At 62.6% G+C, this 26560-nt stretch carries 25 protein-coding genes; 11 read left to right on the top strand and 14 right to left on the bottom strand.

Annotated features, from left to right (window positions below; translation table 11 throughout):
• Positions 1-388: 388 nt before the first annotated feature.
• The 4 genes from ACZYOF_RS30550 to ACZYOF_RS30535 all read right to left on the bottom strand — a co-directional run bounded on the left by ACZYOF_RS30550 (position 389) and on the right by ACZYOF_RS30535 (position 4810).
• Positions 389-1297 carry a carbohydrate ABC transporter permease gene (locus ACZYOF_RS30550; RefSeq protein ID WP_130583328.1) on the bottom strand — a complete coding sequence of 303 codons (909 nt, stop codon included), beginning with the start codon at positions 1295-1297 and terminating at the stop codon, positions 389-391.
• A complete protein-coding gene (locus ACZYOF_RS30545) occupies positions 1290-2249 on the bottom strand; it encodes a carbohydrate ABC transporter permease (RefSeq protein WP_282531041.1) in 960 nt (319 codons plus the stop codon). Before ACZYOF_RS30545 ends, ACZYOF_RS30550 begins: the two co-directional genes overlap by 8 nt.
• Before the next feature lie 113 nt (positions 2250-2362).
• Positions 2363-3685: an ABC transporter substrate-binding protein gene (locus ACZYOF_RS30540; RefSeq protein WP_028164603.1), complete on the bottom strand. Its 1323-nt coding sequence runs from the start codon at positions 3683-3685 to the stop codon at positions 2363-2365.
• Between the two features lie 63 nt (positions 3686-3748).
• Complete coding sequence (locus ACZYOF_RS30535; protein WP_463718092.1) at positions 3749-4810, bottom strand: ABC transporter ATP-binding protein; 1062 nt, start codon at positions 4808-4810, stop codon at positions 3749-3751.
• A 221-nt stretch (positions 4811-5031) separates the two neighbouring features.
• Between ACZYOF_RS30535 and ACZYOF_RS30530 the strand changes: the two genes are divergently transcribed.
• From ACZYOF_RS30530 to ACZYOF_RS30520, 3 genes are all read left to right on the top strand, one after another.
• Positions 5032-6840, top strand: coding sequence for an IlvD/Edd family dehydratase (locus ACZYOF_RS30530; protein ID WP_463718091.1), 1809 nt, complete (start codon positions 5032-5034; stop codon positions 6838-6840).
• 132 nt (positions 6841-6972) lie between these two features.
• A complete protein-coding gene (locus tag ACZYOF_RS30525; protein ID WP_463718090.1) occupies positions 6973-7707 on the top strand; it encodes an SDR family oxidoreductase in 735 nt (244 codons plus the stop codon).
• Positions 7708-7725: 18 nt separating this feature from the next.
• The gene (locus tag ACZYOF_RS30520) at positions 7726-8472 is read left to right on the top strand and encodes an SDR family NAD(P)-dependent oxidoreductase (RefSeq protein ID WP_394566730.1); all 747 of its coding nucleotides are present in this window, start codon (positions 7726-7728) and stop codon (positions 8470-8472) included.
• Positions 8473-8572: 100 nt separating this feature from the next.
• Here the strand turns inward: ACZYOF_RS30520 and ACZYOF_RS30515 are convergent, their stop codons facing one another.
• Positions 8573-9421, bottom strand: coding sequence for a LysR substrate-binding domain-containing protein (locus tag ACZYOF_RS30515; protein ID WP_130582971.1), 849 nt, complete (start codon positions 9419-9421; stop codon positions 8573-8575).
• 104 nt (positions 9422-9525) lie between these two features.
• On the opposite strand from ACZYOF_RS30515, the gene ACZYOF_RS30510 reads away from it, so the two are divergent.
• The 3 genes from ACZYOF_RS30510 (at position 9526) to ACZYOF_RS30500 (ending at position 11686) form a co-directional block, all read left to right on the top strand.
• Positions 9526-10434: a DMT family transporter gene (locus ACZYOF_RS30510; RefSeq protein WP_463718089.1), complete on the top strand. Its 909-nt coding sequence runs from the start codon at positions 9526-9528 to the stop codon at positions 10432-10434.
• Positions 10435-10553: 119 nt separating this feature from the next.
• Complete coding sequence (locus tag ACZYOF_RS30505; protein ID WP_130582973.1) at positions 10554-11234, top strand: site-2 protease family protein; 681 nt, start codon at positions 10554-10556, stop codon at positions 11232-11234.
• 44 nt (positions 11235-11278) lie between these two features.
• Positions 11279-11686 (top strand): hypothetical protein, encoded by a 408-nt coding sequence (locus ACZYOF_RS30500; protein ID WP_282531055.1) that lies wholly within the window; start codon positions 11279-11281, stop codon positions 11684-11686.
• 125 nt (positions 11687-11811) lie between these two features.
• Here the strand turns inward: ACZYOF_RS30500 and ACZYOF_RS30495 are convergent, their stop codons facing one another.
• The 7 genes from ACZYOF_RS30495 to ACZYOF_RS30465 form a co-directional block, all read right to left on the bottom strand.
• The gene (locus tag ACZYOF_RS30495) at positions 11812-12600 is read right to left on the bottom strand and encodes a cell envelope integrity TolA family protein (protein WP_463718088.1); all 789 of its coding nucleotides are present in this window, start codon (positions 12598-12600) and stop codon (positions 11812-11814) included.
• Between the two features lie 12 nt (positions 12601-12612).
• Positions 12613-13083 carry a TonB system transport protein ExbD gene (exbD, locus tag ACZYOF_RS30490; protein WP_028164594.1) on the bottom strand — a complete coding sequence of 157 codons (471 nt, stop codon included), beginning with the start codon at positions 13081-13083 and terminating at the stop codon, positions 12613-12615.
• A gap of 3 nt (positions 13084-13086) precedes the next feature.
• Positions 13087-14079, bottom strand: a complete 993-nt coding sequence (gene exbB / locus ACZYOF_RS30485; RefSeq protein ID WP_463718087.1) for a tonB-system energizer ExbB — start codon at positions 14077-14079, stop codon at positions 13087-13089.
• Entirely contained in the window at positions 14076-14765 is a 690-nt protein-coding gene (locus tag ACZYOF_RS30480) for a Fe2+-dependent dioxygenase (protein WP_130582976.1), read from the bottom strand. The genes exbB and ACZYOF_RS30480 overlap by 4 nt, the downstream gene beginning before the upstream one ends.
• Before the next feature lie 11 nt (positions 14766-14776).
• Positions 14777-17329 carry a TonB-dependent receptor gene (locus tag ACZYOF_RS30475; RefSeq protein ID WP_463718086.1) on the bottom strand — a complete coding sequence of 851 codons (2553 nt, stop codon included), beginning with the start codon at positions 17327-17329 and terminating at the stop codon, positions 14777-14779.
• A gap of 237 nt (positions 17330-17566) precedes the next feature.
• Positions 17567-17803, bottom strand: coding sequence for a hypothetical protein (locus tag ACZYOF_RS30470; protein ID WP_028164590.1), 237 nt, complete (start codon positions 17801-17803; stop codon positions 17567-17569).
• A 103-nt stretch (positions 17804-17906) separates the two neighbouring features.
• Positions 17907-18365: a MarR family winged helix-turn-helix transcriptional regulator gene (locus ACZYOF_RS30465; protein WP_130583158.1), complete on the bottom strand. Its 459-nt coding sequence runs from the start codon at positions 18363-18365 to the stop codon at positions 17907-17909.
• 294 nt (positions 18366-18659) lie between these two features.
• Between ACZYOF_RS30465 and ACZYOF_RS30460 the strand changes: the two genes are divergently transcribed.
• Both ACZYOF_RS30460 and ACZYOF_RS30455 read left to right on the top strand, forming a co-directional pair.
• On the top strand, positions 18660-19829 hold the full coding sequence (locus ACZYOF_RS30460; RefSeq protein WP_463718085.1) for an efflux RND transporter periplasmic adaptor subunit: 1170 nt from the start codon (positions 18660-18662) through the stop codon (positions 19827-19829).
• The gene (locus ACZYOF_RS30455) at positions 19826-22972 is read left to right on the top strand and encodes an efflux RND transporter permease subunit (RefSeq protein WP_282531027.1); all 3147 of its coding nucleotides are present in this window, start codon (positions 19826-19828) and stop codon (positions 22970-22972) included. Before ACZYOF_RS30460 ends, ACZYOF_RS30455 begins: the two co-directional genes overlap by 4 nt.
• Positions 22973-23096: 124 nt before the next feature.
• On the opposite strand, the gene ACZYOF_RS30450 is transcribed toward ACZYOF_RS30455, so the two are convergent.
• Positions 23097-23273 carry a hypothetical protein gene (locus ACZYOF_RS30450; RefSeq protein WP_463718084.1) on the bottom strand — a complete coding sequence of 59 codons (177 nt, stop codon included), beginning with the start codon at positions 23271-23273 and terminating at the stop codon, positions 23097-23099.
• A gap of 190 nt (positions 23274-23463) precedes the next feature.
• On the opposite strand from ACZYOF_RS30450, the gene ACZYOF_RS30445 reads away from it, so the two are divergent.
• The 3 genes from ACZYOF_RS30445 to ACZYOF_RS30435 are packed head-to-tail and all read left to right on the top strand — an operon-like array spanning position 23464 to position 25801.
• Positions 23464-24021, top strand: a complete 558-nt coding sequence (locus tag ACZYOF_RS30445) for a YciE/YciF ferroxidase family protein (RefSeq protein ID WP_463718083.1) — start codon at positions 23464-23466, stop codon at positions 24019-24021.
• A 6-nt stretch (positions 24022-24027) separates the two neighbouring features.
• Positions 24028-25284: a YihY/virulence factor BrkB family protein gene (locus ACZYOF_RS30440; RefSeq protein ID WP_463718082.1), complete on the top strand. Its 1257-nt coding sequence runs from the start codon at positions 24028-24030 to the stop codon at positions 25282-25284.
• Positions 25265-25801 (top strand): inorganic diphosphatase, encoded by a 537-nt coding sequence (locus ACZYOF_RS30435; RefSeq protein WP_245476732.1) that lies wholly within the window; start codon positions 25265-25267, stop codon positions 25799-25801. The genes ACZYOF_RS30440 and ACZYOF_RS30435 overlap by 20 nt, the downstream gene beginning before the upstream one ends.
• Before the next feature lie 189 nt (positions 25802-25990).
• On the opposite strand, the gene ACZYOF_RS30430 is transcribed toward ACZYOF_RS30435, so the two are convergent.
• Positions 25991-26176, bottom strand: coding sequence for a hypothetical protein (locus ACZYOF_RS30430; protein ID WP_130583154.1), 186 nt, complete (start codon positions 26174-26176; stop codon positions 25991-25993).
• Positions 26177-26560: the final 384 nt, after the last annotated feature.

The raw sequence follows: 26560 nt of genomic DNA, 5'->3' as shown, positions 1-26560 counted from the left end.
CGTCACCCTCGAACGAAACGGCTTCATTCGCCGTCAGCCCGGCGTTCCCCGAAGCATCGAGATTCTCCTGCCACCCGAAAACTTGCCGATCCTCGAATGGCTCGGTATCAAAACGTCAAAATCACTGCGATGAACAACTAGTGCGTGGCGATTGCACTACGATGCGAGAGGCGGACTCCGCTGCACCTCGCCCCGCTTGCGGGGAGAGGTCGGAATTCAAGCCCAGCTTGAATTCCGGGTGAGGGGGAGCCTCCGCAAATACATCTGTCACCATATTCGCGGGCAGAACCCCTCACCCCTACCCTCTCCCCGTAAGAACGGGGAGAGGGAGAACTGCCACCGTCGCTCCGATCTGAAATCACCATACTCCGGAAACGGGCCTCTCGCGCTATTCCTTCACGGCTCCCGTCATGGCCGACACATAATGCTCGACGAAGAAGGCGTAAAGGATCACGAGCGGCAGTGAGCCGACCAGCGCGCCCGCCATCAGCGATCCCCATTTGTAGATGTCGCCGTCGACGAACTCGTTGACGATCGCGACCGGCACTGTCTTGTTCGGCGTCGATTGCAGGAAGGTCAGCGCATAGATGAACTCGTTCCAGCACAGCGTGAACGAGAAGATGAAGGCCGAGATCAGGCCGGGGATTGCCAAGGGCACGATGATCTTGACCAGAATCTGCCAGCGCGAGGCGCCGTCGATCAGCGCGCATTCCTCGAGCTCATAGGGGATGGTCTTGAAGTATCCCATCAAGAGCCAGGTCGAGAACGGAATGAGCAAGGTCGGATAGACCAGGATCAGCGACAGCGGCGAGTCGAACAGGCCGTAGGCCTGGATCACCGAGGCCAGCGGGATGAACAGGATCGACGGCGGCACCAGATAGGCGAAGAAGATCAGGATGCCGACGGTGTCGGCGCCCTTGAACCGCAGCCGCGTGATCGCATAGGCCGCCAGCACGCTGGCCGCGATCGACAGGAAGGTGGCTCCAACGGCCACATACATCGTGTTCCAGAGCCACCTCGGATACTGCGTCTCGAACAGGAGCTTGCTGATGTGCTTGAAGGTCGGATGGACAACCCAGAACGGGTTGAACTTCTCCATGTCGATCAACTGCTCGTCCGGTTTGATCGACGTCAGCACCATCCAGTAGAACGGGAACAGAAGCACCACGAGGATGATGAACAGCGGCAGATAGAGCGTGATCAGGCGGCGTGGCAGCGACTCCAGATAGCTCATGCCCTCGGAGTCGTCGGTCGCGGCCGGCGCCGGTGCTTTCGAATGCAGGGCTGAATCAGTCATTGTTCGATCCTTGCTGCCACTTGCGGCGCTGCATGCCGAACCAGGAGATCGCGATCGCGGCGAGCAGGAACGGGATCATCGCGGTCGCAATCGCCGCGCCCTCGCCGAGCCGTCCGGAGATGATGCCGCGCTGATAGCTCAGCGTCGCCATCAGATGGGTCGCGTTGACCGGGCCGCCGCGGGTCAGAGCCCAGATGAGCTGGAAGTCGGTGAAGGTGAATAGCACTGAGAACGTCATCACCACGGCGATGATCGGCGTCAGCAGCGGATAGGTGATGTAGCGGAAGCGCTGCCAGTTGGTGGCGCCGTCGAGCGTCGCCGCCTCGTAGAGCGAGGGCGAGACCGTCTGCAGGCCGGCCAATAGTGTGATCGCCACGAAGGGAACGCCGCGCCAGACATTGGCGAAGATGACGCTGCCGCGGGCCCAGTTGCTGTCGCCGAGGAAGTTGATGTTGTGCTCGATCAGGCCGAGCTTGATCAGCGACCACGAGATGATCGAGAACTGGGCGTCATAGATCCACCAGAATGCGATCGCCGACAGCACCGTCGGCACGATGAAGGGAATCAGCACGATCGAGCGGATCATTGCCTTGAACGGCATGTGCCGGTTCAAGAGCAGCGCGAGATAAAGGCCGATCGCGAATTTGATGATGCTGGCGACCAGCGTGTAGAGGATCGTGTTGAAGACCGACAGCCAGAAGATCGCGTCGTCCCACAGCCATTGATAGTTCTCAAGGCCGATGAAGACGCCCTCACGGCCGATGCGCTCGTCCGTGAAGCTCATCCAGATACCAAGGCCAAGCGGATAGGCCAGGAACAGGATCAGGAAGGCCGCGGCCGGCAGCATGAACCAAAGCGCCGCCCAGTTGCGGCTCGTGCGCAGCCTCGACCAAAGTGACGGCTCGCCGGCTGCGGCGGCCTGTACCGGCATCGATGTCTGGACAGTACTCATTCCGTCTCCAACTCCTAATCGAAGGCAACGCCCGGCCCGTGCCCCCACGGCCGAGCGTCGCCCCGATCACCTTCAAACCTGGGCCGGCGCGATGGTCTGCGCCGGCCGTTCGCTTAGCGGAAGATGCGCTTGGCCGCGCGTTCGGCCGAAGCCATCGCGGTCTTCGTATCCTCGCGTCCGGTGCAGTAGTTCGCGTACATGTCGACGAGCACGAAGTCGGCGATCGCCGCCGCCGCGTTCTCGCTCATCTGCGCCTCGCCGGCCGGCGTCGACGCGCTCTGCGCGACGCTGCGGTAAGGCGTCGTCTTGGGATCGGCGGTCCAGACCGGATTCTTGTCGTAGCCGAGGAGGAAGTGGGACAGATAACCCTGCGCCGCTTCGATCCAGGGATTGAACTGGTCCGGCTCCAGCATGAAGGCGGTGAACGCCTTGCAGGTCTGCGGGTACTTCGAGAAGGTGAAGATCAGGATCGGGAAGCCGAGATGCAGCTCGCGCGTCTTGCCGTCGATGCCGGGCGGCAGATGCGCGTGATTCATATCCTCCGCGATCTGCGGATTCTCCTTCTTCGCCGTCACATAGATCGAGATGCCGTTTGTGGTGAGGTGAAGCTGGCCAGCGAGGAACGCCTTGTTGTTGGAGCTGTCGTTCCACGATGCCGTGCCCGGCACGAAGTTCTCGTAGAGGCCCTTGACGTATTCGAGCGACTTCGCGGTCTCCGGTGAGTTGATGACGACCTTGTTGTTCTTGTCGATCATCTTGCCGCCATGGGCCCAGAGCGCCCAGTGCAGCCAGCCGTTGGCGTCACCGGAAGCATGGCCCAGCGCCATGCCGGCAGGCGTGCCGTTCTTGTTCATGCCCTTCACGAGGTCGGCGAAGCCGGCGAGATCCTTCGGGAATTCCTTATGGCCAGCCTTCTCGGCCGCGGCAACGCGGTAGTTGACGAGGCCGCCAGTGGCGGCAACGGGAATGCCGATCCATTTGCCGTTGAGCATGCCATAGGCCTTGCCGGAGTCGGTCCAGCCGCCGCACTTCTGGCCGAGATAGTCGGCGACGTCGGTGACGTCGACGCATTTGCTCGGGAACAGGAACGGCAGCGAGTAGAGACCCCAGACCATGTCGAGGCCCTGCCCGGTGTTGGCGGCAACCGACGCCTTGGGCTGGATGTCGTCGTAGGATTCGTTGGAGACGTTGATGGTGACGTTGTTGGCCTTCTGGAAGGCGTCGACGATCTTCATGAAGGCGACGTCTTCGGCTTCGACGAAGCGCTTCCAGCGCAACAGATTGATCTTCGCCCCCGGCTCCGGCTTCCACGGCGAAGTCTGCGCCCAGGCCTTCGCATAGCCCAAGAGCTCGTCGCCCGACATCGTCGCTGCGGCAGCCAAAAGGCCCGCGCCGCCCTTGAGCAGCGAGCGGCGATCGGTGGTAAACTTATTCATTTCAAGTCTTCTCCCTTACTTACTTAATTTTATGGTCTTGTTTGGGCTTGTTAATCCGGCCGCCTAGAGGCGGTGGCCGGTGTCCTTGTCGAACAGATGAGCGGCCGACGCGCGCGGCCGCAAATGGATGCGCTCGCCAGGCTTGACGTCATGTCGCTCGCGGAACACCGCAATGATGTCCTGCGTGCCGATGCGCGACACGATCTGCGTTTCCGAGCCGGTTGGCTCGACGACGACGACCTCGGCCTCGATGCCGTCGCTGGCGAGTTCGAGATGTTCGGGCCGGATGCCGTAGACGACCGGAAGCCCATCGGAGGCGGTAGGCGCCGTCGCCACCGGCAATCTGGCGCCATTCTCGGTCTCGACGTAAATCTGCCCGTTGGATTTCAGGTGCCCGTTCAGGAAATTCATTGCCGGCGAGCCGATGAAACCTGCGACGAACTGGTTGTCGGGCTTGTCATAGAGCTCGAGCGGCGATCCCATCTGCTCGACGATGCCGTCATGCATGACGACGATCTTGTCGGCCATGGTCATCGCCTCGATCTGGTCGTGGGTGACGTAGACCGTCGTGGTTTTCAGCCGCTGGTGCAGTTCCTTGATCTCGGTGCGCATGGCGACGCGCAGCTTGGCGTCGAGGTTGGACAGCGGCTCGTCGAACAGGAACACCTGGGGATCGCGGACGATGGCGCGCCCCATTGCGACGCGCTGGCGCTGACCACCCGACAATTGACGGGGATAGCGCTCCAGGAGCGGCGACAATGCGAGGATTTCGGCAGCCTTCTTGACCCGGGAGGAAATGTCCTGCTGGTTCGCGTTCCTCAATTTCAATGAGAAGCCCATATTTTGGGCAACGGTCATATGCGGGTATAGCGCGTAGTTCTGGAACACCATCGCGATGTCGCGCTCTTTCGGCTGCACGTTGTTCACCACGCGATTGCCGATCGAGATCGTCCCGGAGGTGATGTTCTCCAGCCCCGCCAACATGCGCAGCAACGTCGACTTGCCGCAGCCGGACGGGCCGACCAACACCACGAACGCGCCGTCCTCAATCGGAACAGTCACGCCGTGCAGGACTTCAAACCCACCGAACGACTTGCGCACGTCGCTAATCTGCACCGACGCCATTCAATTCCCTCCGATTCTAGCGGCGGTTAGGACCATAAAGGCCCCGCCCGCTCTTCAAGTTGGGTTGCCTCTTAGCAGAATTTTTTCGCGATGTCGTTGGATCAAAGTTGAATATCGCGTGCTCAATCAATTGCGAACAGTCGATCGACGTGCATAAAGTCGCGTCAATGAAACGAGGCTGAGTGCAGTGCAGCATGAGCTGTTGCGCTCGGGGAGAAACAATGAACAAGCCTGTTACACCAGTCACCAAGCGCAAGCTCCGCTCCAGCGAATGGTTCAACAACCCGCACAACCCCGGCATGACCGCGCTCTATCTCGAGCGCTACCTTAATTATGGGCTGACGCGGCAGGAACTGCAGTCCGGCAAACCAATCATCGGCATTGCGCAGACCGGCAACGATCTCTCGCCCTGTAATCGCCATCATCTTGAACTCGCGCACCGGGTGCGTGAGGGCATTCGTGAAGCCGGCGGCATCGCGATGGAGTTTCCGACCCATCCGATCCAGGAGACGGGAAAGCGGCCGACCGCCGCGCTCGACCGCAACCTCGCCTATCTCGGCCTCGTCGAAGTGCTGTTCGGCTATCCGCTCGATGGCGTGGTGCTGACCACCGGCTGCGACAAGACCACGCCCGCCTGCCTGATGGCGGCGGCGACCGTCAACCTGCCTGCGATCGTGCTGTCGGGCGGCCCGATGCTGAACGGCTGGCACAATGGCGTGCGCTCCGGTTCCGGCACAGTGGTCTGGAAGGCGCGTGAGCAACTCGCCGCGGGCGAGATCGACTACGAGGAGTTCATGAACATCGTCGCCTCCTCGGCGCCGTCCGTCGGCCATTGCAACACGATGGGCACCGCCTCGACCATGAACTCGCTGGCCGAAGCGCTCGGCATGTCGCTGCCGGGCTGCGCGGCGATCCCCGCCCCCTATCGCGAGCGCGGCCAGATCTCCTATGAGACCGGAAAGCGCACCGTCGAGATGGTCTGGGAGGACCTGAAGCCCTCCGATATCCTCACCCGCAAGGCGTTCGAGAACTGCATCGTGGTGAATTCGGCGATCGGCGGCTCGACCAACGCGCCGATCCATATCAATGCGCTTGCCCGCCATGTCGGCGTCGAATTGTCGATCGACGACTGGCAGAAATATGGCCATGACGTGCCGCTGCTGGTGAACATGCAGCCGGCCGGCTTCTATCTGGGCGAGGAATATCACCGCGCCGGCGGCGTGCCTTCGGTGGTGCGTGAATTGATGACGCACAAGCGCATCCATGAAGATGCGGTGACGGTCAACGGCCGCAGCATGGGCGAGAACTGCAAGGAAGCGGCCCAGCCCGATGGTGATGTGATCTGGACTTATGACAAGCCGCTGGTGAAGGACGCAGGCTTCCTGGTGCTGCGCGGCAATCTGTTCGATTCCGCGATCATGAAGACCAGCGTGATCTCCAAGGAGTTCCGCGACCGCTATCTCATTAATCCCAAGGACCCGAACGCCTTCGAGGGCCGCGCCATCGTGTTCGAGGGACCGGAGGATTACCATAAGCGGATCGACGATCCCGCGCTCGAGATCGACGAGCATTGCATGCTGTTCATCCGTGGCGCCGGTCCGATCGGCTATCCCGGCGGTGCGGAAGTCGTGAACATGCAGCCGCCGGCGGCGCTGATCAAACGCGGCATCCTGTCCCTGCCGTGCATCGGCGACGGACGCCAGTCCGGCACCTCGGGCTCGCCCTCGATCCTCAACGCCTCGCCGGAAGCCGCCGCCGATGGCGGGCTGGCGATCCTGAAGACCGGCGACCGGGTGCGCATCGACCTGAATAAGGGCACGGCCAACATCCTGATCTCGGACGACGAGGTGAAGAAGCGGCATGCCGATTTGAAGGCGAATGGCGGCTTCCGCTATCCGGCGAACCAGACGCCGTGGCAGGAGCTCTACCGCGCGACCGTCGGCCAGCAGGCCACCGGCGCCTGCCTCGAACTCGCCACCCGCTATCACGACATCGCCGGCAAGGTCGGCGTGGCCAGGGATAATCATTGACGTGCTGTCATTCCGGGGCGTCGCGAAGCGACGAACCCGGAATCCATTGCGCCACATACGCAAGCGGACAAATGGATTCCGGGCTCACGCTTCGCGCGCCCCGGAATGACGGAGCCAGACGAAGGAGAAGACATGTCAGACCGCCTGAAGGGCAAGCGCGCATTCGTCACCGCGGCCGCCGTGGGCATCGGCCGCGCCTGCGCGGTCGCCTTTGCGCGCGAGGGCGCCACCGTGTTCGCGACCGATATCGACGAGGAGAAGCTCGCGCTCCTCAAGCAGGAGGGCGTCGCCGAGGTGGCGCGGCTCGACGTGCGCGACACCGCTGCGGTCACGGCGATGGCCAAGCGCGCCGGCAAGACCGATATCCTGCTCAATGCCGCCGGCTTCGTCCATCATGGCACGGTGCTCGATTGCTCCGACGAGGACTGGGATTTCTCCTTCGACCTCAATGTGAAGTCGATGCACCGCACGATCCGCGCCTTCCTGCCCGGCATGCTGGACGCCGGCGGCGGGGCGATCGTGAACATCTCCTCCGCCGCCGGCGTGTTCAAGGCTGCACCGAACCGTTACGTCTATGGCGCGACGAAGGCTGCGGTGGCAGCCCTCACCCGCTCCGTCGCGGCCGACTTCATCTCCAAAGGCATCCGCTGCAACTGCATCTGCCCCGGTACGGTCGAGACGCCCTCGATGCTGCAGCGCGCCGCCACCGCAGGCCCGCAAGGGCGCGAGATGTTCATCGCCCGCCAGCCGATGGGCCGGCTCGGCACCGCCGAAGAGATCGCCGCACTCGCCATCTATCTCGCCAGCGACGAGAGCGCGTTCACCACCGGCGTCGCGCATGCCATCGACGGCGGCTGGACACTCTAATCTTAGGGAAGGCACACCATGAACGAATACGATCTCACCGGCCGCAGTGCCGTTGTCACCGGCGGCGCGCAGGGGTTTGGGCGCGCGATCACCGAGCGCTTTGTCGCCTCCGGCGCCAAAGTCGCGATCTGGGATCATGACATCGCCCTGGCCGAGAAGACCGCGAAGGAGATTGGCCCGGAAGTGGCCGCATTCAAGGTCGACGTCGCCGATCTGGCCGCGGTGGAGAAGACGCGCGACGAGACGCTGAAAGCGTTCGGCAAGATCGACATCCTCGTCAACAATGCCGGCATCGCCGGCATCAACAAGACCGTGTGGGAGACCGATCTCGAGGAATGGCGCAAGGTGCTGCGCATCAACCTCGACGGTCCCTTCATCTGCTGCAAGGCGATCGTGCCGGCGATGCTCAAGCAGGGCTACGGCCGCATCGTCAACATCGCCTCGATCGCCGGCAAGGAAGGCAATCCCAACGCGGCGCACTATTCGTCGTCCAAGGCCGGCCTGATCGCGCTGACGAAATCGCTCGGCAAGGAACTCGCGCAGCACGACATCCTCGTCAACGCGGTGACGCCGGCGGCGGCGCGTACCGCGATCTTCGACCAGATGACGCAGCAGCATATCGACTTCATGCTGTCGAAGATCCCGAAGGGCCGCTTCGTGCTGGTGGAAGAGCTCGCCGCGCTGGTCGCCTGGCTGGCGTCGGAGGATTGCGCCTTCTCCACTGGAGCCGTGTTCGACATCTCCGGCGGCCGCGCGACGTATTAATCAGGGCGTTTTCGAGCGAAGTGGATACCGGTTCGCGTGAAGAAAACGCGTCAAAATAAGAATCTAGAACTTCGGTTCTGATTCAGTCAGAACCGAAGCTCTAGACCGGTTGCGCGAGCTCCGCGACCAGATGGTCGGCCAATAGCGACGCCGCGCGCGATAGATTGGCGGCGCGATGCTGCCTGATCTCGGCGCGCGGGAGCGGCGGCATGCCGTCGCGCTCCGAGAGGCGTCGCAGTCGCGGCGGAAAGGTGCCGGCCTTGACCACGGTCACCGCCAAGCCTTGGGCTGCGATCGCCTCGACCGCCGCGAGGCTGTGGCTGACGAAGGCGAGCCGCCACGGCCGTTTCGCAGTGTCGAGCGCCTGCATCGCCCAGCTCCGGAACAGACAGCCCTGCGGATAGAGCGCCACGGGAAGCGGGTTGAGCTCCTCGACGCGGTGCTCCGGGCTCGCCGCCCACACCGCCTGCTCGCATCGCAAGAGTTCGCCCTCGCCGCTCCCTTGCGGATGCATGGCGATGACGAGATCGTAGGCCTCGCCAAGCCGGTCGGTCATGGAGGACGTCAGCCCCGTCTCCATCTCGATATGGATCAGCGGATAGTTGGCGACGAAGCTGGCGAGCAGCGGCGGGACCAGTAGCGTGCCGTAATCGTCCATCACGCCGACGCGGACGCGTCCCTCCACCTTGTGCTCCCGGACGCGGCCCATCGCCTCCTCGTTCAGGCTGAGGATGCGGCGCGCATAGCCGAGCAGGCCCTCGCCGGCTGCGCTCAGATCGACATTGGCTTTAGTGCGGTGAAACAGCTCCGCCTGCAGCCGCTCTTCCAGCCGCTTCACCTGCATGCTGACCGCTGATTGCGTCCGGTTCAGCGCCACGGCCGCGCGGGTGAAGGAACGGTGGTCCGCCACCGCAACGAATGCCTTCAGGAGGTCCGGATCCAGGCTCATAACGAATGGTGATTTTATCTATCAGATAAATTCCATTCCCTGATTAGCGCCTGTCCCCTACCGTCGGCAAGAGCCAAAAAGGGGATCAAGCCGGATGAGACTTGATGGGTGAGACTTGGGGTGTCCTGGCCGCGGTGCTTTCGAGCGCGCTCGGCGGCACGTCGATCGGGGCAACGCGCTACCTCGTGGGCGCCATCGACCCGCTCGCCATCGGCTCGTTCCGCTTCGGCATCGGCTTCCTGTTGCTGCTTCCGGTCGTCCTGATCCAGCGAAGAGGCTGGCCGGCGCGGCGCGATTGGCCGGCAGTGATCGGCCTCGGCCTGTTGTTCTTTGCCCTGTTTCCAATCCTGTTCAACGCATCGCTGATCTTCACGACGGCGGCGCGAGGGGCGCTCGCGCTCTCGACATTGCCGTTGCTGACGATGGCGGTCGGCGCGGTGCTTGGCAGCGAGCAATTGACGGTGCGAAAGACCACGGGCGTCCTGGTGACGATCACAGGCGTTGCCATGGCCCTGCTCTCCGGCCTCAGCGCCGCGCCGGAAGGGGCGTGGCGCGGCGATCTCCTGATGGTCGCGGCCGCGCTCTGCATGGCGCTCTACAGCATCTGGTCGAAGCCGTTCATCCGTCGCTCCGGCCCCATCCCGTTCACCACGATGGCCATGGCCGCCGGCGCCGCCTGCCTCATCCTCGCCTCGCTCGCGCGTGGCAGTTTTGCCCCGGTCGCCGCTTTCGGTGTCCCGCAATGGTTCGGCGCGGTCTATCTCGGGGCCTTCGGCGCGGCGCTGACGTTCTACCTGTGGGCGTTCGCGCTGAAGCGGACGACACCGACCCGCGTCGCGATCTCGGTGACCGTCAATCCGATCGCGGCATCGCTCGTCGGGGCCACTGTGCTGGGTGAGCCGCTGCGCTGGAATCTGGTTGTCGGCATCGTGACCGTGTTCGCAGGCATCTGGATCGCGACGACGCAATCCAGCCCCGTCGAGGCCGATCCGGCAGTGCAGAAGCTACGCTGACGGCGGAGAGCTGTATTCCGCGCCAATGCGTCGCAGCGCGTTTACCGTCTTGCGCCGGAACCCGACCGCAACCATCATGTCTGGTTGAGAGCGGCCGCCGCCGCGACCGGATATCCCCCTTGAACATCTCCCTCTACACCATCTCCGTCTGGGTGCTGCCACTCCTGATCGCCATCACCTTCCATGAGGCGGCGCACGGCTTCGTCGCCCACCGGCTGGGTGACAACACCGCCTGGCAGCTCGGCCGCGTCAGCTTCAATCCGCTGAAGCATATCGACCCCTTCGGCACCGTGGTCCTGCCCGCCGTGCTGTTGCTGTCGCAGTCGCCCTTCCTGTTCGGCTATGCCAAGCCGGTGCCGGTCAATTTCCGCAACCTCAAGCATCCCCGGCTCGACATGGTCTGGGTGGCGCTGGCTGGCCCCGCCACCAACATCATTCTCGCTCTGGTTGCCGCACTGGCGTTCCACGTACTGCCATTCCTCCCGCCGGATAGCGCGCGCTGGATCGCGGACAATCTCAAAAACGCGTTCCTGATCAATATCGTGCTCGCGATCTTCAACATGATGCCGATCCCGCCGCTGGACGGCGGCCGGGTGGCGGTCGGGCTCTTGCCCCGGCCACTCGCCGAGCCGCTCGCGCGCCTCGAGCCCTATGGGCTGCTGATCCTGATCGGGCTTTTGATCCTGCTGCCCCTCCTCGGTTCGCAGCTTGGTCTCAATCTTGATATTATTTCCGCGATACTGCGGACACTGACCGGCTATGTGATAGGTGCGCTTCTCTTCATCACCGGCAACGCCTAGGTTGAGAAAAAAATCGCGAGGGCCTCTTGATCAAAGCTGCCGATATGCTGATCGCTCGACGTGCGGACACCCGCGCCAGGGCGGACTTCGCGACGTGGAAAATGCTCGCCAAGCTGAACGGCACGTCGTCCCTGTCGGCCGACGCGCAGAACTTCCTCGCTACCTACAACAAGCTCCTGGCGCAGATGCCGGAGCTTGAGGCGAGCGAGGCCACCATCAAGCTGATGTACAAGAGCTATTATGCCGAGATGGGCGGTGCCGGTACGCCGCCCGACGTCCCCGCGCCCTCCCGCGAGCCGGTCGCCGACCGCGGCAACGTCACCGCCTTCCGCCGCCTCCCCGCCAAGAAGCCGGGGGTATCAGGTCCAACAGGCAAACGGCCGCTCCCGGTGGCGCTGATCTTCGCCTGCCTCGTCGTGGTCTATGTCGGCATCCGCTATTTCTGGCGGTAGTCGAGTAGAACGGTAGAGTGGGCAAAGCGAAGCGTGCCCACCTTTTCTTGCACCGCCCGTGAATGGTGGGCACGCTTCGCTTTGCCCACCATTCACGGGCTAAATCCGCTCTGTGCGTCAACCCGTTACTTCGGCTTCTTGAAGTTCACGTCGAGGCTGAAGGCGAACTGGTCTTCGGTGAGTTCGGCTGGCGGCGCGGGGACGGGGTCGGAGCGGCGAACCATTGAGATGGCCGCGTCGTCAAACGCTTGGTCGCCTGAGGACTCCGCGACCGCGACGTTGACGATGTTGCCGCGGCGGTTCAGCACGATGCTGACCTTCACGGTGGTCGCCTTGCTCTTGTTGTGCGGATAGCGCTTGTGCAGCTCGAAATAGGCGCTGATCTTGCGGCCCCAGTCGGCGGTGAGCTTCTGCCTGTCCTTGCCGATGCCGCGATTCGGGGCCTTGGCCTGCTCGGCCTCCGGCGCGTTCTCCTCCAGCGTCTGCCGCGCGGTTGCTTCCTGGGCGGGCGCCTCTTCGGAGGCCTGGGTCTGGACGGCCTGGACCTTGGGATCGTCTTCCTGGGGCTTCTTCGAGTCGTTCTGCGTGACGATGCGGTCGGGGTCTTCGGACTCGATCGGCACGTCCTTCGGCAGGTCGGTCTCCTTGACCTCGGCCTTCTGCTCGGAGAGCTGCGGAGCGGCCTGCGACGCATCGGCGTCGGGACCCGGCGGCAGATTCTCGTCCTCGACCTTGGGTGAGGCCATCTCTACCGCGAACTCGGCGGCATTTGCGCCCAAGCCGTCGCCGACGTCGTCGCCGCGCAGATTCGCCAGCGCCAGAGCCGCGCCGCCGACATGCAGCGCAAGCGCCGCCACTGCGGCGCAAATCCACAGCCGCCGGGAGGACTTCTGCTCAAGATCGAGGTCAGACATCGCTGTCCGTCGTCAGGGTTTTGCCGGCTCGGCGGCTTGTGGCGCGGCAGGCGCGCCGGGAACGCCTTCGAGCGTCACCAGCTTGACCCTGTTGTAGCCGCCCGAGCGCAGGATTTCCATCACTCCCATCAGCTCGCCATAAGGCACCGCGCGATCCGCGCGCAGGAATACATACTTATCCTTGCTCATGTCGGCCAAGGTATCGAGCGAATGCACCAGCTCAGTGCGCTTGACCGCATTTTCGCCGATCGCAAGCGTCAGGTCCGACTTGATGCTGACATAGGTCGGCTTGTCCGGCTTCTTCTGCGGCGTCGCGCTCGACGTCGGCAAATCGATCGGCAGGTCGACCGTGGAGAGCGGTGCAGCCACCATGAAGATGATGAGCAGCACCAGCATGACGTCGATGAATGGCGTGACGTTGATCTCGTGCGATTCCGCGAAATCGTCGTCGTCGCCGTCATTGTCTGCGATCGAGACAGCCATCGCCTACTCCGCCGCCGCGCGCGAATGTGCGCCGCCGGTCACACTGACATTGGTGCGGTCGAGGTCGCGCGACAACAACCGTGCCGCCGCGCCCGAGGCACGGCCGACCAGTTCCAGATAGCCCTTCGTCACCCGCGAAAAGTGATTGTAGATGATCACGGCCGGGATCGCCGCGACAAGCCCGATCGCGGTCGCGAGCAGCGCCTCGGCGATGCCGGGCGCGACCACCGCGAGGTTGGTGGTCTGCGATTTCGAGATGCCGATGAAGCTGTTCATGATGCCCCAGACGGTGCCGAACAGACCGACGAAGGGCGAGGTCGCGCCGATGGTCGCAAGCAGGCCCATGCCGACGCGAATGCGGCGGCCTTCGGCACGCACGATCTCGGCAAAGCTCGACGCCGCGCGTTCCTTGATGCCGGCGTCGCTGGAGATGCCGGCCGACAGTCGCCCTTCCCGCATCGCCGCGGCGATCAGGGTCGAGAGCACGCTGCCCTTGACGCCGAGCGCGAACTGGGCTTCAGCGAGCGAGCGCACATCGCTGATCTTGGCGAGCGCGGCGCGCAACTTGCGCTGCACGACGGTGAGCTCAATCATCTTGGCGATGAACACCGTCCAGGTCACCAGCGACGCAAAGGCAAGACCAATCATCACCGCCTTCACGACGATGTCGGCATTCCAGAACATCACCCAGGGCGACAGTTCCTTCAGTCCGGCGATGGTCGCCGATTTCTTGCCCTCGCCTTCGGCAGGCGCTGCACTGACGTCCTGAGTTCCCTGCGAGGCAACCGGCGCGGCGGCGGAGGGTGACTGCGCCGGCGTCGTCGCCTCTGTCGGTGGTTGCGGCGCGGCGGGAGCAGTCTGTTGCTGCGCGACAGGCGTCGATGGAGCGGGAGCGGCGGGCGCCATCTGCTGCTGCGCCGACGAGGATGCCGTGAGCGCGACCAGCGTCAGCACGGAGAGTGCAACAAGTGTCGCGCGGGTAGTTAGAATGTTCATACTTCGGCCCAGTGGCGTATCAAGTTGTGATAGATGCCGGTCAATTTGACCGTTTCGGGGTCGTCTCGCCCAAGCCGCTCCACCAAGGCCTGGATAGCGGTGTCCAGATCGAAGATCAGACTGCGAGCGTGCGCATCCCGTACCATGCTCTGCAGCCAGAAGAAAGACGCAACCCGCGCGCCTCGCGTCACCGGCGTGACCAGATGCAAACTAGAAGCAGGATAAAGAACGAGGTCGCCGGCCGGCAGCTTCACTTCATGCGAGCCGTAGAAATCTTCGATGACGAGCTCGCCGCCATCATATTCATCCGGCTCCGATAAAAACAGCGTAACCGAGAGGTCGGTGCGGATCCGCAAGCCGGTGAGGTGGTCTCCCCTCACCGCGTTGTCGACATGCAGACCGAAATGATGACCGTCGGCGGCGACGTAACGGTTGAACAAAGGTGGAAAGATTCTAAGTGGGATCGCCGCCGAGATGAAGCGCGCACTGGCCGTCAGCGCCGACAGCACGCGGCTGCCAAGCTGGCGGGCGACCTCGCTATCCGGCGGCAATTGCTCGTTGCGCTTCACCAGCGCCGATGCGGCGCCTGCCGTCGAACGTCCATCCTCCCACGCGCTGGCATCCATGATGCGGCGGAAGTCCGCCACATCGGCCTTGCTCAGCACATTCGGAACGCAGATCAGCATGCCCTGTCGTTTCAGAACCGTGCCGATACGACGAGATAGGCGGCGCGACCTGGCGCCTCGAGCACGAACGGAGCCGGGCTCTGATACAACGCGTCGTAATAAAGCTTGTTGAAGATGTTGTTCACGAACAGTTTGACTCTCCAGTTCTTGTTGAGCTTCGCCTCCGCGAACGCATCGAAGCGCCAGTAGCTCGGCAGTTGCGTGCCCTGGTTCGCCGCGAGGAACGTGCCGCCATAGATCTTGGAACGGTAGACCGCTTGCCCGCCGATCTCCCACATGTCCGTGAGCTGGTACTTCGTCAGCAGGCTGAACGATTGATGCGCGACATTGGCGAGCGGCAGGCCGACATTGGTCGTGTAGAGGATCGTATTCGCAGGCGGAACGAGCGATTTCGTCACCTCGGACTGCATCAGCACCAGTCCGCCGAACACGCTCCATTTGTCCGTGATCTTGCCGCCAAGGCCGAGGTCGATGCCGCGGATGCGGTAGGCGGCACCGGCACTGATGCAGGGCACGGTGCCGCTTGTGTTCGCGGGATAGGGACAGGACGCGGTGGCGGTCGCCGGCGTGATGTTGACCGATTCACGCGCGTTATCCTTCTCCGTCTGGAACAACGCCGCCGTCACCAACAGGTGCCGATCGAACAACTCCCATTTGGTTCCGAGTTCGATCGCCGTGTTCTTCTCGGGACCAAAGATCTGATTGGTGTTACCGTTCAGCACCGGCGAGAGTCCGCCATACGCCGTGCTGGTGCCGTCGAACTCCGCACCGACAGGATTCGAAGAGGTGGCATAGGCCGCATAGACACTCGCGATCGGAAGCGGCTTGAGCAGGATGCCCAAATTGAAGTTCGGCAGACCGAACTCGGCCGACTGCCTCCCGAACACGTTCGGAACACCGTTGACCGTGCCGAAGCCGCTCGTGTTGATCTTGTAATCATCGTAGCGGATGCCGCCGTTGAGGATGACGAGATCGTGGTAGTTGACGGTGTCGAGCAGGTAGCCGCTCGTGGTGTCGATCCCGATCTTGGTCGGGAGACCTGCAAGCGTCGGGGTCGTTCCGAACGGCAGGAACGTGTATTGCGGGTTGAACACGCTGACACCCGTGACCGAGCCCGTGCCCGAGAACGGCGCGCCAATGGCTTCCGAACTCAAGCCGGTATACTTGTCGATGCTGGAGCGCTCCTGCGACACTTCAACACCGGCGAGCGCCGTATGGCGCCAGCCTCCGGTGTCGAATTTGTAGGTGGCTTCGGTCTGATTGGCCAGCATATCGGTGGTCTGATAGCGGCTCTGCGGATTGGCCGACAATGTCGAGAAAATGAGCGGGTTCACGAGGACCGGCGCCTCGGGCAGCGTGCCGATGTAATTCAACAGCGAGTGCGAGGCTCGGGTCTTGTTGCTGATCAAGAGGTCCGGCGTGACCTGCACTTCGGCGTTAATGGTGCCGATATCCTGCTTCACCTGCGAGAAGTCGCGATCGGTGAAACCGTACCAATTGTTGCGGTTGACGCCGAAATCCGGGAACGGGCCGCCTGCCTTGCTCGCCGTGCTCGGCCGGAAATAGGGCACACCGAAATCCGGCAGGCCATGAATATCCGTGTGAATATAGCCTGCAGTCACCTTCACCGCATCGATCGGCGTCCACTTCGCCGCAACGAATCCACCACCGCGGTCGTCGGACACGTAATCGCGGCCGGCAACGCCCGCGTCCTGGAACAGGCCGCCCGCTCGCACGGCAAGCGTCGGGCTGATCACCTGGTTGACGTCGAGCGTGACGCGCTTGGTGCGGTCGGTGCCGAACGTCGTATCCATGTTGTAGAAGCTGCCCTCCGTCGTCGCCTGCTTGGTGACGATGTTGATGGCGCCACCGGTGGTGCCGCGGCCGGCAAAGGAAGAGCCGGGACCGCGCAGGATTTCGACCTGCTCGGTGAAGAAGTTCTCGCGGACGCTGACGCCGGCGTCACGCACGCTATCGATGAACACGTCGTTGCGGGCATCAAAGCCGCGGATGAAGAAGCGGTCGCCGAAGGCGTTGCCGCCCTCGCCGGTGCCGAGCGTGACACCGGCGGTGCTCAGCACGGCCTGCCGCAACGTGGTGGCGTTCTTGTCGTCCAGCACTTGCCTGGAGAGCACCGTGATCGTCTTCGGCGTGTTCAGGATCGGCTCGGGGAACTTTCCTGACGCCTGCACGCGATCGACCTTGTAGGGCGCGGCGGGATCCGCATAGGGATCGCGATCGGCGTTGAGCCCGCCGGCGTTGGGATAAGGCACGGCCGCAACCCGCGTCTGCTGCGTGCGACGCGACGCGCGCCTGAGTGCGGTGCGCGCGCGGACCTGATCCGGTGTCGGCTTGGTGTTGGCCGGCCGCGGCCGCGCCACCGGCGCTTCCACGTTCACGGGCGGCAAATTGGGTTGTTGCGCTTCGGCGCCGGAAAACGATGCGACCGCGATCAGGCCCGCGACCGTCGACACTTTCTTGCCCGAGTAGCCCTCAAGCCGTTCGCCGACCGAGTTGATCGCTACCTCGAAACGCAGCGACCTCGGTGCCTTTACATTGCTCATCACTCGCCCCCGCGACGAATTCTGGTTTATGCGCTCTGAAGCGCGACGACGTGTCCCAGGGCGGGTGGTATCGGCGACGAAATTTCGGGTCAACGCGAATGCATGGATCGCTCGTTTGAATCGATCCAGATCAGAACGCTTCTAATCTGATTGTTTGAAATTATTCTAATAACGGTTCTAAAGAGCGGGAAAACCGCTGCGAAATCAATCACCGCATGGTTCGGTCACGAACGAAGCTTAATCGGCGCTCGGCGGCTTCATCAGCGAGAACAATTCGTCCACCGTCCGCTGCGCGACCTGACGCACGCGATCGGTGTTCTCGCCTGCAATATTCACTCCATTCACCACTGCTTTGATCTCGTCGCGGAAATCGGTGAGGAAACGCAGCGGATCCTTCTGCTCGTTGGCAACGCGCGCGATCAATCCCGTGATCAGGATCTGACAGGCCATCATGCGTCCGTTCAGCTCGTCCATCGCTCACCCCGATTTCGCTCGCGGGCTGCGATATGGACGACATCGAGTCCGGATTCAACCAGCTCGATACTCCCTCTCCTGCAGGCGGGAGAGGTGAGGTGCTTTACTTGACGGCGACGTCCGGGCCTTCGCCAAGCGACTTGATGCGATCCTTGAGGTCCCGCAGCGTCTGAAGGCTGGCTTCGATCCTCTGATCGGGAATGTCGTGCAGCACGTCGGTTGCGATCGCATCACGCAGGCTGTCGAGATCGTCGACGAGCTGGCGGCCGCGATCGGTGAGGAACAGCCGGTTGGCGCGGCGGTCCTTCGGATCAGGCCGGCGCTCGAGCAGTCCGTGCTCGACCAGGCGGTCAAGCAGTCGTACCAGCGAGATTGGCTGCAATTCGAGCACATCGGCGAGGTCGACCTGCGACAGCCCCTCCTGCTCCCGCAGCCGAAACAGCACGATCCATTGCGCGCGCGTGGTGCCGCGCGTCTTCGCACGATGGTCGATATAGTTGCGCAACAGCCGCGAACTCTCGACAAGCTGCGAAACAAGCTGGCGTTTCAGATCGAGCGACATGTCGGTTTCAACAGGCGCATCAAGGGCTCCAGGAACGCGGTCCGAGATCGTGATCCGATTGGACGGGATCTGGTCACGATCTCATCTCTTTGTTTGAGCATGATCCGCGCAAGCGCTTCGCATTTGTCGGGAGGGAAAACCAGTTTCCACTCTTCCGGATCATGCTTCTAAACCTTTCCAAATGTTTAGGATTCTCAAGTGTTAGTGTGTGTACGCATTAAGTGCTGACGTATTATATGGGTTCCCCGGAACGGTTTTAAACACCTATAATTGTCTTCGAACCCATGAGCGTGCATGTCCAAGTCACGAACGATAGGTTGGGTGCTGCTGGTCGCCGCCATCGGCGCCGCGGGCTATCTTGGTTGGCAGCGCTATGGCGGGGGGCACACCAAAGCTGACGGACAAAAGACTGCTGCCGCTGCCCGTCCGCCCGTCCCGGTTCGGATTGCACGCGTCGAGACCGCCGATTTCCCGGTCTATTTGACCGGCCTTGGCACCGTGCAGGGCTTTAACACCGTCCAGGTCCGCACCCGCGTCGACGGACAAATCATGAAGATCGCCTTCCAGGAAGGCCAGCTCGTCAACAAGGGTGACGTCCTGGTGGAGATCGATCCGCGCCCGTATCAGGCCGCGCTCGACCAGGCCAGGGCCAAAAAGCAGCAGGACGAGGCGAATCTCGCCAACGCCAAGCTCGATCTGCAGCGTTTCACCCGGCTCGGCGAGTTCGCCACCCGCCAGCAGACCGATACCCAGCGCTCCATGGTCGCGCAATTGACGGCGCAAATCGCCGCCGACGATGCGGCGATCACGAATGCGCAGACGCAGCTCGATTACGCGACCGTCAAGGCGCCGATCACCGGGATCGCCGGCCTGCGCCAGGTTGATGTCGGCAACATCGTCAATGCCGCGACCCAGACCGGCATCGTCTCGATCGCCCAGATCGAGCCGATCGCGGTGATTTTCACCGCGCCCGAGGACCAATTGCCTGACATCAAGGCGGCGCTGGCGGCCTCCCCGCCCAAGACGATCGCCTACTCCACCGACGGCAAGCGCCTCCTCTCCACAGGCGTTCTTGCGCTGATCAACAACCAGGTCGATACGACCAGCGGAACTATCCGCCTGAAGGCGGTGTTCGAGAACAAGGACCACGCGCTGTGGCCGGGCCAGTCGGTATCGACGCGGCTCCTGGTCCGGACGCTCAAGGACGCGACCGTGGTTCCCGACGATGCCGTCCAGCATGGCACGGACGGACTTTACGCGTATACTGTCAGTCAGGAGAACAAGGCCGAGCTGCACCGGATCAAGGTCAGCTACTCGATCGACGGCAAATCCGTCGTCGATGAGGGGTTATCACCGGGCCAGCAGGTGATTACCTCAGGCCAATACAAAGTTTCGCCCGGCGTGCTCGTGAGCACCGCGGTCGCGAGCTCGGATCCGACGCAATCCAAGGTGAAGCCGGAATGAGCTACGGCATTTCCGCTCCCTTCATCCGCTACCCCATCGGCACCTCGCTGCTGATGGCCGGCATTCTTTTTGTCGGCCTCGTGGCGTATCCGCTGCTGCCGGTCGCGCCGCTGCCGCAGGTCGACTTCCCGACCATCCAGATCACCGCGAATTTGCCGGGCGGCAGCCCGGAAACCATGGCGACCTCGGTGGCGCAGCCACTGGAACGCCAGTTCGCGCAGATCCCCGGCGTGGCCCAGATGACCTCGACGAGTTATCTCGGGACGTCGGCGGTCACCATCCAGTTCGACCTCAACCGCAACATCGACGGCGCCGCCAACGACGTCCAGTCCGCCATCAACGCGGCGAGCGGACAACTGCCGAAGAACCTGCCGTCGCCGCCGACCTACCGCAAGGTCAACCCGGCGGACTCCCCGATCATGCTGTTGTCGGCGACCTCGGAGACGCTGCCGCTGACCGAGGTGAGCGATGCCGTCGACGCGCAGCTTGCGCAGCAGATCAGCCAGATCTCCGGCGTGGCGCAGGTCATCATCGGCGGCCAGCAGAAGCCGTCGGTGCGGGTCCAGATCGATCCAGGCAAGCTGGTGGCAAAGGGCCTGTCGCTGGAAGACGTGCGCGCCGCCATCACCAGCGCCACCGTCGATAGCCCGAAGGGCAATATCGACGGCGACACCCGCGCCTATACGATCTACGCCAACGACCAGCTCCTGAAGGCTGCCCCCTGGAACGACGTCATCATCGCCTACCGCAATGGCGGCCCGTTGCGAATCCGCGATATCGGCCAGGCCGTCGCCGGTCCGGAAGACGCCAAGCAGGCGGCCTGGGCCAACGGCCAGCGCGGCGTGTTCCTTGTCATCTTCAAGCAACCCGGCGCCAACGTCATCGACACCGTCGACAAGATCAAGGCAACCTTGCCGCGGTTGGTCGCCGCGATCCCGCCGGCGATCAAAATCGACGTCATCAGCGACCGCACCACCACGATCCGCGCCGCGGTCGAGGACGTGCAGTTCACCCTGCTGCTCACGATCGGGCTGGTCGTGATGGTGATCTTCGTCTTCCTGCGCAGCTTCTGGGCCACGGTCATCCCGACTGTGACGGTGCCGCTCGCCTTGCTCGGCGCCTGCGCGCTGATGTGGGTGTTCGGTTATACGCTGGACAACCTGTCCCTGATGGCGCTGACCATCGCGGTGGGTTTCGTGGTCGACGACGCCATCGTGATGCTGGAGAACATCACGCGCTACATCGAGGAAGGCGAGAAGCCGATGGCGGCCGCCTTCAAGGGCGCGAGCGAGATCGGGTTCACGATCGTCTCGATCAGCATCTCGCTGGTCGCGGTGCTGATCCCGCTGCTCCTGATGGGCGGCATCATCGGGCGCCTGTTCCGCGAATTCGCGGTCGTGCTGGCGATGACGATCTTCGTCTCGATGTTCGTGTCGCTGACGCTGACCCCGATGATGGCCTCGCGCTTCCTGCGCGCCCATGGCGAGACCAAGCACGGCCGCTTCTACCAGATCAGCGAGCGTGGCTTCGACGCCATGCTCCGGGGCTATCAAAACGTGCTCGACCTCGCATTGCGCTGGAAGTTCACGACGCTGATGATCTTCTTCGCGACGCTCGGCCTGTCGGTCTATCTGTTCGTTATCATTCCGAAGGGCTTCTTCCCGCAGCAGGATGTCGGCCTGATCACCGCGACCTCGGAAGCCAACCAGGACATTTCCTTCGTCGACATGAAGCGCAAGCAGGAAGCGCTCGGCAAGATCGCGCTCGCCGATCCTGACGTCGCGACGGTGGCCATGGCCATCGGCGGCAGCGGCCGGGCGGGCAATAACGGCGCCATGTACATCACGCTGAAGCCGCGCGACCAGCGCGCCGCCAGCGCGCAGCAGATCATCGCACGCCTGCGGCCGAAGCTCGAGCAGGTCGAAGGCGCCAGATTGTTCATGCAGGCGGCGCAGGACGTTCGCCTCGGCGGCCGACCGACCCGCACCCAGTTCGAATTCACCCTGCAGGACGCCAATCTCGCCGAGCTGAACGAATGGGCGCCGAAGATCCTGGCGAAGATGCAGACCTTGCCGGAACTGCGCGACGTCGCAACCGACCAGCAGACCAACGGCACCACGCTCGAACTGAAGATCAACCGCGATACCGCCTCGCGCTACGGCATCCAGCCGCAGCTCATCGACGACACGCTGTATGACGCGTTCGGCCAGCGCCAGGTGACGCAATATTTCACCCAGCTCAACAGCTATCACGTGATCCTGGAAGTGCTGCCCGAGCTGCAGGCCAGCATCGACACGCTGAACAAGATCTATCTGAAATCGCCGCTGACCGGCGAGCAGGTGCCGGTGTCGACTTTTGCGACCTGGACCAGCGTGCCGGTGCGGCCGCTGTCGATCAGCCACCAGGGCCAGTTCCCGGCGATCACCATCAGCTTCAACCTGGCGCAGGGCGTGGCGCTGGGACAGGCGACCGATGCGGTGCAGAAGGCGATGGTCGACCTGGGAGCGCCGCCGACGCTGAATTCGAGCTTCCAGGGCACCGCGCAGGCGTTCCAGCAATCGCTGAGCACCGTGCCGCTATTGATCCTCGCCGCGCTCGTGGTCGTCTACCTGATCCTCGGCATCCTCTACGAGAGCTACATTCATCCGATCACCATCCTGTCGACGCTGCCGTCGGCCGGCGTCGGCGCGCTCGCGATCCTGATGGCGGCCGGCTTCGACTTCAGCCTGATCGCTCTGATCGGCATCATCCTCTTGATCGGCATCGTCAAGAAGAACGGCATCATGATGGTCGACTTCGCGATCGCGGCCGAGCGCGACGATCACCTGGAGCCGGAGGCCGCGATCCGGCAGGCCGCCCTGCTCCGCTTCCGCCCGATCATGATGACGACGATGGCGGCGCTGCTCGGCGGCGTGCCGCTGATGCTCGGCACCGGCACGGGCTCGGAAATCCGCCAGCCACTCGGCTACGCCATGGTCGGCGGCCTGATCGTCAGCCAGGCGCTGACACTGTTCACGACGCCGGTGGTCTACCTCTATCTCGACAAGCTCTCCAATCTGTTCGCCGGCTGGAGCAGCTCGACCGATGCAGAGGACGAGGGGGAGCATCGGGAAGAGCGTTCCGTAAAGGAAGCCGCGGAGTAAGCGTCACCGTCATTGCGAGGAGCACCGCGACGAAGCAATCCATGCCGCTGCACGCGGAGACATGGATTGCTTCGCTGCGCTCGCAATGACATCTCGTAGGATGGGTAGAGCGCAGCGAAACCCATCATCTTCTTCGCCGCGGCAATTGATGGGTTTCGCTGCGCTCTCCCCATCCTACAGATATCACCTCGACGCGGCCCGCTCGACAGCGCGCGAAGTTTGCAAGATGCTGGATGATCTTGAGGAACAGCGTGCGCCACTCCGCCTGGTCGATCGACAGGGTTGCAGCTCTATCGGTCATGCTGCCTTCTATCCTTCGATGACATTGTATCCGGACGAGCAGCCGCAGGATGGCATCCGGACGCCGACGCTCGCGCGGGTCGGTCGGCGTCCCCTCGCTGGAGGCTTAGGAACCTTTGGAGTGCCCGCAGGTTGATTGGCCGAGGAGGACATATGCCGTCCTCCTGCTGCATATTCACACCGGAGGACTTATGGCCAAGCGCGCGAAGAAAAAGCGAGCGACTTCCCGGCGGACGCGACAACCGAAGAAGCTGAGCGATCTCTTCCACGAGACGCTCAAGGACATCTATTTCGCCGAGAACAAAATCATCAAGACTTTGCCGAAGATGGCGAAAGCCGCGCACTCGAGAGAGCTTGCGAACGCCTTCAACAAACATCTGCGCGAGACCCATGGACAGGTGAAGCGGCTGGATCAGATCTTCCGGATGCTTGGCAAGCCGGCCCGCGGCAAAACATGCGAGGCCATCAATGGCATCACCGATGAAGGCGCTGAGATCATGCGCGACTTCAAGGGAATGCCAGCACTCGATGCCGGCCTCCTGTCCGCAGCGCAGGCGGTAGAGCACTACGAAATCTCCCGCTACGGGACCCTGCGGACTTGGGCGGAAGAACTCGGCATGACGGATGCGGCAAAGCTGCTCCAGGCCACCCTCGCCGAGGAAGAGGCGACCGATCAAGCGCTGACAGAATTGGCCACCTCGGTGATCAATCTCGAAGCCGAGGAAGAGGAGGTGTCGGAAGCGGCCTAGAGCGCGATGGGCTCGGCACGCGATCATCGGCTAGGCATTTACTACCTAGTTAAATGGGTCCTCCAGATATCTAAGGAACGTTCTTCCGAACATGCACATTACCTCGAACAAGACGCTGAAAACGGCAACGAGGCGATGCACATCAGGCGAGCAAATACAGAGGGTCCCCATCCGCCGTCGGGCGCCTGGACCGTTGCGTCGCTGGTAGCTTTGTTGGGCGTTGCGCTCGCATCGGAATATCTCTTCCCAGCAACGAAGGAGCGTTCGGCTGATACACCGACCGGCCGTAGCGTTCAGGGCGAACCACTCGGAAACGACGACCGCGGTCGTCGGGCAACGAGGCCTTCTGAGATTCCTGCTTCGGGCTGGAAAGACATCGTTCTGCGCGTGTATGCGAACATATCGAAGCACCGAGTATTGGCCCTCTCAGCGGGAATGACCTACTACAGCATACTTGCCATTTTTCCGGCCATCGCGGCATTGGTCGCAATGTATGGACTATTCTCGGATCCTTCGACGATAGCACGGCAGCTCGATCAGCTCGGCGGATTTCTGCCCGGCGGGGCCATCGACGTCGCGCACGAACAGTTGACGCGGGTCGTGTCCAAGGGCTTGCAGACGCTTGGCTTGACCTTTCTGATCGGTCTGACGATTTCGCTGTGGAGCGCGAATGCGGCGATGAAGGCGCTTTTTGACACACTGAATATCATCCATGGCGAAGAAGAAAAGCGCGGCTTCCTCACACTGAATGCAATGTCGCTCGGTTTCACCATCAGCGGGGTCCTCTTCATCCTGGCTGCCCTCGGCTCCATCGTCGCGGTGCCTGTAATCCTCAACTACGTCGGCCTGCCCAATACGAGCGACATGCTCGTCCGCATGGGACGGTGGCCGGCGATGTACCTGATCCTCACGTTCGCCCTCGCCGTTGTCTATCGTTACGGTCCCAGCCGCGAGACACCCCGGTGGCGGTGGATCACGTGGGGCAGCGCAATAGCCGCCCTGCTGTGGCTCGCCGGCTCGGGGTTGTTCTCCTGGTACACGGCCAACTTTGGCAATTTCAACGAGACCTACGGCTCGCTCGGCGCCGTCATCGGCTTCATGACTTGGCTCTGGATGTCAGCGATCGTCATCCTTCTGGGGGCCGAGATCGATGCCGAGATGGAGCACCAGACCGCGCGCGATACCACAACCGGGACGCCGAAGCCGATGGGCATGCGAGGAGCCCGGATGGCAGACACCGTCGGTGCAGCCCAAGGAAGATGAGATGACGAACCTTTTTGAGCTTCCAACCTGGGCAGACGACGACCACATCTTTGTAGTGATCGAGACCCCTCGCGGAAGCACCTGCAAGCTCGACTTCGATCCGGAGCTGCGTGCGTTTACGCTCGCCAAGCCTCTGATGGCCGGCCTCCGCTATCCGTACGATTGGGGCTTTGTCCCATCGACCAAGGCGCAGGACGGTGATCCGCTCGACGTCCTAGTGATTCACGATGCGCAATCCTATCCCGGCGTGGTCTTGCGATGCAGACCGATCGGGATTCTCGAAGTCGAACAGAAAGGCAAGCGCAAGAAAGAGAGAAACGATCGCCTGTTCGCCGTGCCCGACCGCACTCCGCTCGAGACCGATCTAAAGGACATCCGGCATCTTCCCTCGCGAGCGCACCAAGAGATTCAGCAGTTCTTTCTCGCGACGGATGCGCTTGAGAAAAAGGAGCTTGAGTTCCTAGGCTGGCGCGGCCCCAATCAGGCCATCAAGACCATCAAGCGGCTGTCCACGTAAGGGCAAAGCGAGCGTCGAGGCGCGCGCCCTGCCCCGGCGAACTGCGCTTAGCCCCAGCGCCTCCGCGAGTTTCGATTGGGCATTTGCTCACCTCGCAGATGCGCGGGTTCGTGCCCGTCGCCCCCACTGAGGGGCAGCCTAGAGCCTATGCCTTATTGGCAGGGTTGGCGAGTCATTGAACCGCCGGCTTCAACCACTTCGATCTACCGAGGAAGCCGCTATGGCTTGCTCAACTTCCTTAACCAGCGCTCGGTAATGTTCAGCAAGCTTGGCAAACAATGCTTTCTTGGTCGCGTTGGTGGCGAGCTTGCTGATTAGATCGCACTCCTCAGCTTCATTTCGAAGCTTCTCCAAGTGCGCCTGCATGTCCTTCATTGGCTTTGCTCTCCCAGCACCGGAAAAACTAGGCAAAGGGGAAACCCGATAGCAATAAACTAAGTAAATTGGTCCTCTGGGGAAACGGATTGTTGAGATGCGATTAGCTGCGCGCGTCTCTTCACCTCGATGCGCATGGATAGGGCGGGTTAGCGAAGCGCAACCCGCCGCCAGCCGAACGCTGCGAAGAAGATGGTGGATTACGCTGCGCTAACTAATCCACCCTACACACTTGGCTCGTAGGATGGGTAGAGCGCTGAACCTCCTCCGAATGAGTGGACACCTGTAGTAGGCTCATTGAGCCCGGAGGTGTTGAATGGAACGTCAACGTCGGTCATTTACCGAAGAATACAAGCGCCAGACCGTCGAGCTGGTGTTGTCGAG

The organism is Bradyrhizobium sp. LeoA1Lang (assembly GCF_055413685.1).
This window is presented reverse-complemented; position numbering and strand designations above follow the sequence as displayed.

Coding starts and splice junctions, on each gene's coding strand:
- ACZYOF_RS30550 (WP_130583328.1), bottom strand. CDS start 1,297: ATGACTGATTCAGCCCTGCATTCGAAAGCACCGGCGCCGGCCGCGACC.
- ACZYOF_RS30545 (WP_282531041.1), bottom strand. CDS start 2,249: ATGAGTACTGTCCAGACATCGATGCCGGTACAGGCCGCCGCAGCCGGC.
- ACZYOF_RS30540 (WP_028164603.1), bottom strand. CDS start 3,685: ATGAATAAGTTTACCACCGATCGCCGCTCGCTGCTCAAGGGCGGCGCG.
- ACZYOF_RS30535 (WP_463718092.1), bottom strand. CDS start 4,810: ATGGCGTCGGTGCAGATTAGCGACGTGCGCAAGTCGTTCGGTGGGTTT.
- ACZYOF_RS30530 (WP_463718091.1), top strand. CDS start 5,032: ATGAACAAGCCTGTTACACCAGTCACCAAGCGCAAGCTCCGCTCCAGC.
- ACZYOF_RS30525 (WP_463718090.1), top strand. CDS start 6,973: ATGTCAGACCGCCTGAAGGGCAAGCGCGCATTCGTCACCGCGGCCGCC.
- ACZYOF_RS30520 (WP_394566730.1), top strand. CDS start 7,726: ATGAACGAATACGATCTCACCGGCCGCAGTGCCGTTGTCACCGGCGGC.
- ACZYOF_RS30515 (WP_130582971.1), bottom strand. CDS start 9,421: ATGAGCCTGGATCCGGACCTCCTGAAGGCATTCGTTGCGGTGGCGGAC.
- ACZYOF_RS30510 (WP_463718089.1), top strand. CDS start 9,526: ATGGGTGAGACTTGGGGTGTCCTGGCCGCGGTGCTTTCGAGCGCGCTC.
- ACZYOF_RS30500 (WP_282531055.1), top strand. CDS start 11,279: ATGCTGATCGCTCGACGTGCGGACACCCGCGCCAGGGCGGACTTCGCG.
- ACZYOF_RS30495 (WP_463718088.1), bottom strand. CDS start 12,600: ATGTCTGACCTCGATCTTGAGCAGAAGTCCTCCCGGCGGCTGTGGATT.
- exbD (WP_028164594.1), bottom strand. CDS start 13,083: ATGGCTGTCTCGATCGCAGACAATGACGGCGACGACGACGATTTCGCG.
- exbB (WP_463718087.1), bottom strand. CDS start 14,079: ATGAACATTCTAACTACCCGCGCGACACTTGTTGCACTCTCCGTGCTG.
- ACZYOF_RS30480 (WP_130582976.1), bottom strand. CDS start 14,765: ATGCTGATCTGCGTTCCGAATGTGCTGAGCAAGGCCGATGTGGCGGAC.
- ACZYOF_RS30475 (WP_463718086.1), bottom strand. CDS start 17,329: ATGAGCAATGTAAAGGCACCGAGGTCGCTGCGTTTCGAGGTAGCGATC.
- ACZYOF_RS30470 (WP_028164590.1), bottom strand. CDS start 17,803: ATGGACGAGCTGAACGGACGCATGATGGCCTGTCAGATCCTGATCACG.
- ACZYOF_RS30465 (WP_130583158.1), bottom strand. CDS start 18,365: ATGTCGCTCGATCTGAAACGCCAGCTTGTTTCGCAGCTTGTCGAGAGT.
- ACZYOF_RS30460 (WP_463718085.1), top strand. CDS start 18,660: ATGTCCAAGTCACGAACGATAGGTTGGGTGCTGCTGGTCGCCGCCATC.
- ACZYOF_RS30455 (WP_282531027.1), top strand. CDS start 19,826: ATGAGCTACGGCATTTCCGCTCCCTTCATCCGCTACCCCATCGGCACC.
- ACZYOF_RS30450 (WP_463718084.1), bottom strand. CDS start 23,273: ATGACCGATAGAGCTGCAACCCTGTCGATCGACCAGGCGGAGTGGCGC.
- ACZYOF_RS30445 (WP_463718083.1), top strand. CDS start 23,464: ATGGCCAAGCGCGCGAAGAAAAAGCGAGCGACTTCCCGGCGGACGCGA.
- ACZYOF_RS30440 (WP_463718082.1), top strand. CDS start 24,028: ATGGGCTCGGCACGCGATCATCGGCTAGGCATTTACTACCTAGTTAAA.
- ACZYOF_RS30430 (WP_130583154.1), bottom strand. CDS start 26,176: ATGAAGGACATGCAGGCGCACTTGGAGAAGCTTCGAAATGAAGCTGAG.